6 protein-coding genes are annotated in these 9219 nt (G+C 62.7%); 1 reads left to right on the top strand and 5 read right to left on the bottom strand.

What is annotated here, in order from left to right; translation table 11 throughout:
• The first annotated feature begins 646 nt into the window (after positions 1-646).
• Complete coding sequence (locus P0D89_RS23200; protein ID WP_408361566.1) at positions 647-865, top strand: helix-turn-helix transcriptional regulator; 219 nt, start codon at positions 647-649, stop codon at positions 863-865.
• Between the two features lie 504 nt (positions 866-1369).
• Here the strand turns inward: P0D89_RS23200 and P0D89_RS23195 are convergent.
• The 5 genes from P0D89_RS23195 to P0D89_RS23175 all read right to left on the bottom strand — a co-directional run bounded on the left by P0D89_RS23195 (position 1370) and on the right by P0D89_RS23175 (position 8926).
• Positions 1370-1528 (bottom strand): hypothetical protein, encoded by a 159-nt coding sequence (locus tag P0D89_RS23195; protein WP_408361568.1) that lies wholly within the window; start codon positions 1526-1528, stop codon positions 1370-1372.
• A gap of 193 nt (positions 1529-1721) precedes the next feature.
• Positions 1722-3155, bottom strand: a complete 1434-nt coding sequence (locus P0D89_RS23190) for a basic amino acid/polyamine antiporter (RefSeq protein ID WP_408361565.1) — start codon at positions 3153-3155, stop codon at positions 1722-1724.
• 118 nt (positions 3156-3273) lie between these two features.
• A complete protein-coding gene (locus P0D89_RS23185; protein WP_408361564.1) occupies positions 3274-4797 on the bottom strand; it encodes an efflux transporter outer membrane subunit in 1524 nt (507 codons plus the stop codon).
• Complete coding sequence (locus P0D89_RS23180) at positions 4764-7823, bottom strand: efflux RND transporter permease subunit (protein WP_408361563.1); 3060 nt, start codon at positions 7821-7823, stop codon at positions 4764-4766. Before P0D89_RS23180 ends, P0D89_RS23185 begins: the two co-directional genes overlap by 34 nt.
• Positions 7820-8926, bottom strand: coding sequence for an efflux RND transporter periplasmic adaptor subunit (locus P0D89_RS23175; RefSeq protein ID WP_408361562.1), 1107 nt, complete (start codon positions 8924-8926; stop codon positions 7820-7822). Before P0D89_RS23175 ends, P0D89_RS23180 begins: the two co-directional genes overlap by 4 nt.
• Positions 8927-9219 lie beyond the last annotated feature (293 nt).

The raw sequence follows: 9219 nt of genomic DNA, 5'->3' as shown, positions 1-9219 counted from the left end.
GGGCTTGCCAGCTTGCGACTCAAAGATGCGGCTGTACCCACTACCTGGAATGCAGTCCTCTCGGTTCAATAAGATCTCCTATCCATAGATATAACATCGTTCAGACCGGCTATTTGCACCAGATCTCGAACTACCGCCATTCGAACAGTGGCAGCGCGGCGGGACCGTCGGCGCCGCCACGATCGGCGAGTGCATCCCGAGTTGTGATCGTACGTCACCCTGGCACATCGATGGCGCTTACGGTTTTCGCCTCGACGACGCGCGAGCGCTACCTTTCGTCGACTGCAAGGGCGCTTCGAGCTTCTTCGATATCTCGAAGGACGTCGCGACGCGGTTGAGGCAGATGCACGAATTGGGGGTGATCTGATGCCCTGCATACCTTCCGCCTGCCTAGTGGCGCATCGGGATTTGTATGCACTCGGACGCGCCGCCGGCGCTGCTCGGCCGATGATTGCCGCGCGTCGAGCGGCTACCAGTGTGACTACCCGATTCGCCCCGGAAACACCTGCGACCGGCACATGTGCGCAAGTCACGCACATGAGATCGGCGCCGACACCCACTACTGTCCTGAGCATCATGACCAATGGAAGCGCGACTGCACGCCATTGCAAGGGCACTTCGGATTTACGCAGGAGAATGAAACGCCATGAAGCCCGAAGCTAACCGTTCCGTGCAGTCCGTCCGGCTGCACCGCATCAAGAATGCCGCAATCATGTTGGGCGTGTCGAAGCCCACCATATACCGGCTGGTCCGCGCTGGCGAACTGACGCTCGTCAAGCTTGGCCGGCGCGCATCTGCCATCACAGATGACAGTCTGTGCGAATTCATCGCGTCACATACGCAGGCCGTGGCAAATGGTAGCTAGGCTGGTAGCTGGAAACTTTCGCCCGGTACGGACAGACCGGAAAGCCTTACGGGATATAGGTCGCGGCTGGCCGTCCACTTAAGAGAACCTTAAGTCTCGGTTCGCGAGGACGCGGGCTGGGACCGTGTTTGGGTATGAGCAGGGAGTGGCGGTCGGGGCTCGGTCCGGCTCGGGTCGTTGGAATCGGAGGTTTCTGTCTGTCTTTGCGCGCGTTGGCCTCCGCAGTCAGCTAGCCGGATAAGGGCGACAGTAACTAGCCTTCCTTCATAAGTTGAAGGAGTGCCGTGAGCGTGTGCGACGGATGTCGATCCCCGATTCCTGCTCGCAGGACTGGTTTGCTGCAATAAAACTCCCGCTGAGTTTGCTTGCAGGTAAGGGACTGTCGCGGCAGACGGTTAGTTGCATATTGTGCCTGACGAGCGGATGCCTCGATCCACCGTCTCCAGTTCCACTCCAATCTTTCGATCGCCCAATCGCCCCATGCAACGCGAGCGCCACCTCGCGCTAACTCATCGCGCCGTTCTCGCGCAACATTTCGCGCAGCTTGAACTTCTGCACCCTGCCCGATGGCGTGACCGGCAGCGCATCGAGCACCAGTAGCCGTTCGGGAATGTAGTTCACGACAACCTTGTGCGACTTGAGAAACGCGACGATGGCAGGCAAGTCGATCCGCCGCCGGCCGCTGGATGGCGAACCGCCGCGTATCGATCTTCTGATGGCAAGGCGCGCCGACAACCATTCGCCCACGCCAGGCAAGCTGCTTGAGCTGGTGCGTGGGATTGCTGGACGCGGGCAGTGCGAAGAACGCCGGACCTTGCGTGCGTTGCGTCCTTCGCGAGTACGACGAAGCGTCCGCTCAGATCACGATGGCGCCGGTGATCAGACCGAAGAGCGCGGCAATGGCGCCGCACACGGCAACCGCGAATATGATCCACTCGGCGCGGACAAAGACCGGCAAGCCGCGCTCGCGTCTGGCGAGGATGAACAGCACGGTGCCTGGCGCATAGAGCAGCGCCGACATCATCAGGAATTTGGCACCGCCCGCGAATAGCAGGAACACGGTATAGAGCGTCGCGAATGCGGCAATGAAGTAGTCGCGCCGCAATGCATTGCGCTGCGCAGCGCCCTCTTCGATGTCATGACGTGCCGCCTTGATGCCGTAGCCGGCGACAAGGAAATACGGAATCAGCGCCATCGAACTGGTGAGGTTGATCATCAGCGCAAACGCGTCAATCGACCAATATGTGCTGATCACGAACAGCTGCACCACGGTGCTGGTCAGCCAGATCGCGGCGACTGCCAGCTTGCGCTCGTTTTGCTGGGCGAAGATTCGCGGCATCGTGCCCGTGCGCGCGGCGGCGAACAGCACTTCGGCACATATGAGCGACCACGCGAGGTACGCACCGAGAATCGAAACGATCAACCCCGCGCCGATGAATACCGAGCCAATCGGCCCAAGCAAAGCGCCGAGCACGGCCGCCATCGACGGCTGGCGCATCAGGCCGATGTCCGCGCGCGGCAATGTCGCGTAGGGCAGCAGCGTCACCAGAACCAGCAGACACAACACGGCGACGAATCCGGAGAGCGTGGCGGCGCCCACATCCGAGCGCCGCTTTGCATAGCGCGAATAGACGCTCGCGCCCTCGATGCCGACGAACACGAACACGGTGACCAGCATCGTGGCCCGCACCTGCGAAAACAGTCCCGCCGACAGCGCATCGCTGCCTTCCCACACGTTCGCGCGGAACATGTCGACGCGAAACAGCACGATCAATATGCCGATGAACAGCACGATCGGAATGACCTTGGCCACCGTGACGATGGTGTTGATCATCGTGGCTTGCTGCACGCCTCGCAGCATCACGAAATGAAACAGCCAGATGCCGACCGACGACACACCGATCGCCGTCAGCGTATTGCCGTTGCCGAACGCCGGAATGAATGCGCCGAGCGTCGACTTGATCAGCACCCAGTACGAGACGTTGCCGAAACAGCCCGCCATCCAGTAGCCAAACGCGGAGAGAAAGCCCGCATAGTCGCCGAAGCCCGCTCTTGCATACGCGAACACGCCGGCGTCGAGTTCAGGGCGCCGTTCGGCCAGCGCCTGAAAAACGCGCGCCAATGCATACATGCCGATACCGGCCACGCACCACGCGATGATCGCGCCGACCGGCCCCGTCGCGCGCGCGAAGTTACGCGGCAGCGAGAAGATGCCCGCGCCTACCATCGATCCGACGACCATCGCGGTCAACGCGGGCAGCGACAGTTTTGTCTCGGGCTGGGACGCCATGGCTCACCATTCAGAAAGGAGAGTTTTGCCGGTAAGAGGCGAATGCGAATGAGCACCGCAACTTGCCGCTGCGCTGTGCGATGGCGCGCCGCGTATGCGGCACGCTCCTGTTCGCCCGCTACTGCGAGACCGGCGCGCTCGCTGTTGCTGGTCCCGCAGGAGGCTGCTGTGTGCCCGCCGCCGGCTGACCCGCCGTCCAACCGCCGCCCATTGCCCTGAACAGAGCAAACTGCGCTTGCAACTCGCCCACCTGCTCGCGCACTTGCGACGACTGGCTTTCGAGCAGCGACACACGCACCTGGTCGATGTCCAGGCGGCCGGTATCACCCACCTCGAAGCGACGCTGCACCTGGGTCAACTGGGTGCCCCGCTGCGTGACTTCCTCGTTGCGCGCGGCAAAGAGTTCGTCCTGCCGGTTCAAACGTGCGAGCGCGCGCTCCACGTCGTACAGTGCGCCCAGCGCGGTCTTTTCGTAATTCAACATGGCTTGCTGCGCCTGTGCATCCGTCGACTCCACCTGCGCGCGACGGGCGCCGAAATCAATCAGGGGCATCGCCATCGCTGCGCCGAACAGCCAGAAGGTGCTGGGGCCGAGACTCTGGCCGGCCAGTTCCCAACCATTGCGCGCGAGCAGCCCGCTCAGCGAGATGGTCGGCCAATAGTTGAGGCGTGCGACATCCGTCTGCTTTACCGCGGCATTCACACGAGCTTGCGCCGCAATCAGATCGGGCCGCCGCATCAGCAGATCGACAGGCTGGCCTGGAGCGATCGTGCCAAGTGCCGGCATCAGCGTATCGCTCTCGTCGAGAATTCCCGCGAAATCTGCCGGCTGCACGCCGCAGAGATTCTGCAAGTTCAGCCGGGCCTGCGCGATACCGCTCTGAACTTCCACCAGACGTGCGTCGACCTGAGCAAGCCCGGCGCGAGCCGCCTGGACGTCGGTGCTGAGCACCACCCCGGCGGTGAAGCTTTTCTCAGCGATGCTGACGAAATCGCTGGCGATCGAACGGCTCTGTTCAAGCAGTGTGCGCTGACGCAGCAGTCCGCGATAAGTCACATAAAGATCGGCGACGCTCGACACCACGCTCAGGCGCACCGCTTCGGCGTCGCCGGCGGCCGCGCGCACCTGTTCACGCGTCGCCGAGAGCCGCGCCCGTCCCTGGCCGAAAAGATCGATCTCCCATTGCGCCTGTAGCCCGACTCGCCAGAAGTTCGCGTCGGTGTTCTGGATACCCAGCACTTCCTGGAATTCGAGCTGTGTCTCACCGCCGCGATATTTTGCGCCGCTGACTGAAACGCCAACCGACGGAAACAGCAGCGAGCGAGCCGCCCGAATCCCGGCTTGCGCCTGATCGACGCGGGCATACGCGATGGAGATATCAAAGTTGTGCGCGAGCGCCAGTTCCACCAGACGCGTCAGCGTGGGGTCGTTGTATTGGGTCCACCACGTCGCCAGTTCTTGCGGGGACATGGGTGCCGCGGCAGCGCTCTGAGTCTCCGAGTACTGCGCAGGAAGCGTGGCCGGCTTATCGAGTTGCAGCGAGCCCGTGCATCCCGCCTCCAGCAGCAGGGCCGCGACCGCAAGAACGTAGTAGTGCCGCGCGCGCATCATTTCGCGACCGGGCGTTGACCCGGCTCCCATTCCGCTTCCTTGATCGCAAACAGCAGCGCGTACAGCGCGGGCACGGCGACCATCGTGAGGATGGTGGCAAAAGCCAGGCCCGACATGATCGTAATCGCCATGTCCTTGAAGAACGGGTCCCACAGCAAAGGCACCATGCCGAGCGCCGTTGTTCCCGCGGAAAGCGCCACCGGCCGGAGCCGGCTCATCGAACCGAGCGTCACCGCCTGCATGCGAGGCACGCCGGCGGCAATCTGCTCGTCGATTTCCTGAACCAGCACGACGCCGTTCTTGATGAGCATGCCGATCAGGCTGAGGAGCCCCAGCAAGGCCATGAAGCCGAACGCGCCGCGGAACAGCAACAGACCGAGGGTCACGCCGCAGATCGACATCGGCACCACGAGCAGGACGACGAGCGCGGGTTTGAGCCGCCCGAACATCATCAGAACCAGTAGCGCCATGCCGACGAAACCCAGCGGTAGCTGCCGGAACAGGCTTTCCTGCGCACGGGTCGACGATTCATGCTCGCCGCCCCATTCGAAGCGATAACCGGAAGGCAGCTTGATGTTCTCGATCCCGGATCGTATGCGCCGGAATGCGTCGACACTGTTCTGTCCGTAGATGGGATTGGCGGAGACCGTCAACGTGCGAATGCGATCTTCGCGCGCGATCGCGCCTTCCTCGGTGGAGACCTCGAAGCCATCGACCACGTCTCCCAGCGGCACATAGCGGCGCAAACCCGCGCTGAAAACCTGCATGTCCTGCAGGCCCGCAACACCTTGCGCGAAGTCGGGCGAGCGCAATACGATCGGCAGCAACTGGTCGTTCTCGCGATAGATGCCCGCTGTCAGCCCTTCGGTCGCGTAGGCCAGCATGTCGCTGACCTGCCGGCGCGTGACGCCTGCCGAACGGGCACGCGACTCGTCAAAGCGAGGGCGCACGACGTTGATCGGATTCTCCCAATCGTCGCGGATCGCGATGATGCGGCCATCCGCCTTCAGCACGTCCTGTGCTTCCTGCGACAAATGCCGCAGAACCGTGGGGTCCGGACCGGAAAAACGCGCCTGAATCGCGGCGCCGCCGCCTGGACCGAAGTTCGGACGTGTAATGGTCCAGTGCTCTTCAGGGAAACGCTTCTTCAGTTCCGCCTCCATGTCCGGGATCATGTCATCGATGACATTCGCGTCCGTCACGCCGACGATGAACTGCGCATACGACGAATCCCGGGTCTCCGGATCGTACACAAGGAAAAAGCGCGTGGCCCCGCCGCCTATATAGGTGCCGACCTGGGTGACGTTTTTACGCTTCAGCAGAATCTTTTCCACCTGCTGACTCTTCTCGGTCACCGCGCGAATATCGGCGCCGCGTGGCAAACGCATATCGACGTAGAAGATCGGCGTGGTCGACGCTGGAAAGAAGCTCTGTTCAACGAGACGAAACGCCCATCCCGCCAGCACCGTCAACACGACGAGCACGACGATCACGCCCACTCGCCGCCTCGTGACCCATGCAAGCAGCCCGCCGTAACGCTGGTACATCTTTCCCTTGAACGGGTCTTCCTGCGGGCCGCTCGCGGGCTTGAAAAGATAGGTGCCGAACAGCGGCGTCAAGCCGATCGCGATCACCCAACTGAACAGCAGCGAAATCGCCGCCACCGCGAACAGCGACGCGCAGAACTCGCCCACCGCGTCCGGCGACAGGCCGATGCCCGAGAAAGCGAGAATCCCGACCACCGTCGACGCGAGCAGGATCCATTGGCTTTGCTTGAGCACCTCGGTCGCGGCATCGAGATGCGACATGCCTCGCTGCACGCGGACCAGCATGCCTTCGCACACCACGATGGTGTTGTCGGTCAGCATGCCCATCACGATGATCAGCGCGCCCAGCGAGATACGCTGCAGTTCGATCCCCGCCGCGTACATCACCGCGAGTGTGCCGAGAATGGACAGGAACAGTTCCACACCGAGGATCACGCCCGCGCGCCAGCCGAGCCCAATTCCCAGCGCCACGCCGACAATCGCCACGGACAGCAGCACGTCGAAAATGAAGCCGCGTACGCTCTCGTCCACCACTTGAGGTTGATCGTAAAGCGAGTGCAGCTTTATGCCGATCGGACGATCACGCTCCAGTTCGGCCATCTTCGCCTTGATCTCCTCGCCCACCCTCACCACATTGACGTTTGCGCGCGCGCTGATGCCGATGGTCACGGCCGGTTGACCGTTGTAGTGAATAACGTGAGTGGGGATAGCCGCATAGCCGTGGCTCACGCGCGCGATGTCGCCGAGCAGAAGCGGTCCAGGCGTATTGCCGACCGGCAGCGAACGAATCGCTTGCAGGGAATCGAGCGAACCGGTCGGCGCGATGCGCAACGACAGATCGCCGACGCGCTCGCGGCCCGCCGGACGGATCTCGTTCTGCACGAACAGCGTTTGCGCGAGATCGTCGGTGGAAAGGTTGTTGGAGATCAGTTGCGCCTGGTCGACTTCGACGGCGATCTGCTCCTGCTGCTCGCCGGCGATCACGATGTCTGACACATCGTCCAGCGTCAGCAACTGCTTACGCAACTCCCGCGCATACGCATACAGCTGCGCCTGGGTATAGCCTTCGCCGGTCAGCGCGTAGAACATCCCGTAGACGTCGCCGAACCGGTCCAGCACGATCGTCGGCGCGGCGCCGGGTGGTAGCCTGATTTGCGCGTCGGCGGCCGACTTGCGCAACTCGTCCCATACCTGAGGCAGCTGCGCCGACGTATAGGCGTCGCGAATCTGCACGCGGATTTCCGAATAACCCGGCAACGAGCGTGATTGCAGTGACTCCACCTGCGGCATCTGCTGGATCGTGCTTTCCATCCGGTCGGTGACTTCCTGCTCGACCTCGCGTGCGCTCGCACCGGGATAAAGCGTCACGACGACCGCGGTCTTGATCGTGAACTTCGGGTCCTCCAGCCGGCCAATGTTGACATACGCGATCAGGCCACCCACCAGCGAAATGACGGTGATGACCCACGCAATGAGCGGCTTCTCGATCAGGGGGCGCGCGAGATTCATTGCGGAGCTTCCATGGGCCGGACCGCCATTCCCTCCTTCATGAACTGCGAGCCGCCTGCCACCACGCGGTCGCCGTCCGCTACTGCTCCCGACACCACCGCGTCATCGTTGCGGACTTCGCGAACGCTGACAGACACGGCGTGCACGCGACCCGACGCCGCGTCGTAGCGCCACAAATTGCGCTGACCATCCGCGCCGATCGCCACGGCGGCTATGGGTATCGCGAAGTAGTTATTGTCACGCTGCACGACCTGGCGAGCGGTGTCTGAGATCTGCACGCGAACGGCCATCCCAGGGAACAGCATGGCCGCGGTGGTGCCTTGCACGGAGAACACGAGCCGGTAGCCGCTCGAGGTCGGCGTGGTCTGCGTGGTCCGTTCGCGGAACAGAAGCGGGAAGCGCGAGTCCGGGCGTTCGGGCAGCCACGCCTCGGCCCTGAGCGTTTTGTCGACCAGCAGCCGCTCCGCGATGCTCTGCGGAAGATCAACCCCGATATCGACGCGGCCGACGTTTTCAAAATTGAACGCCGGCATGCCTGCCTGCACGACTTGTTGGATCTCCACATTGCGACGCGAGAGCCGGCCGTCGAATGGTGCGACCAGCCGCGTATTGCGCAGATCGCGGTTCGCCATGTCGCGTTGCGCGCGGGCTGCCTCTGTTGCCGCCGACAACTGGTCGTAGCCTGCCTGCGAAAGAATGCCGTCTTTGCGCAGCACCGCCTTGCGCTTCAGGTCGTCGCTGAGTTGCTGATATTGGGCGCTCGCGCGTTGCAGTTGCAGCTTGTACGGTTCGTCATCGATTCGCGCGATCAGTTGGCCGCGTTTTACCGACGCGCCTTCCAGCACGGCGATCTGCACGACGCGTCCCGCCACCTCGAACGCCAGCGGCGAAATGCTCGTCTGTTCGACACGGCCCGTGAAGATGCGGATGGCGGAAGCGTCGGCCGGCGCGACCCTGGCGAGCTGGACGGCGGGCCTGGCATCGCCGCTCACCGTTTCAGCCCGGCGTTGACAGGCCGACAGTGACAGCGCGAGCACACAACATGTCAATGCGACGCCGGTCAATCGACGGGCCCGGGGTGCATCGATTCGGTAAGCATTCATGATGTTCTCGGCTGACTTCTCGAGCAACCCGTGTCGTTCACGAGGTCGCAATGCGTCTCGGGCCTCGACGATATACGGGGCTTTATGTACTGGTCAGAAATCCGCAGTGTTCCGTATCGGTGGACATGTCATACGGAATCCGCCGCACCGTCGAAGGCCCCTTCGGTCCCGGCGAACGAAGCACCGCAAGGCATTCCTTTCGAAGTAGTGTGTTGGTGTGCGTTGTGCCTCCATCATCGAGGCCTGTTCCAGCGTGCCTGAATTCGTCCATGTCGGCTCCCAGCGCTCCAAGT

The organism is Paraburkholderia sp. RL18-085-BIA-A (genome assembly GCF_046027075.1).
In the GTDB taxonomy this organism is placed as follows: Bacteria; Pseudomonadota; Gammaproteobacteria; order Burkholderiales; family Burkholderiaceae; genus Paraburkholderia.
The sequence above is the reverse complement of the archived record's forward strand: the minus strand, read 5'-3'. Positions and strand labels throughout refer to the sequence as shown.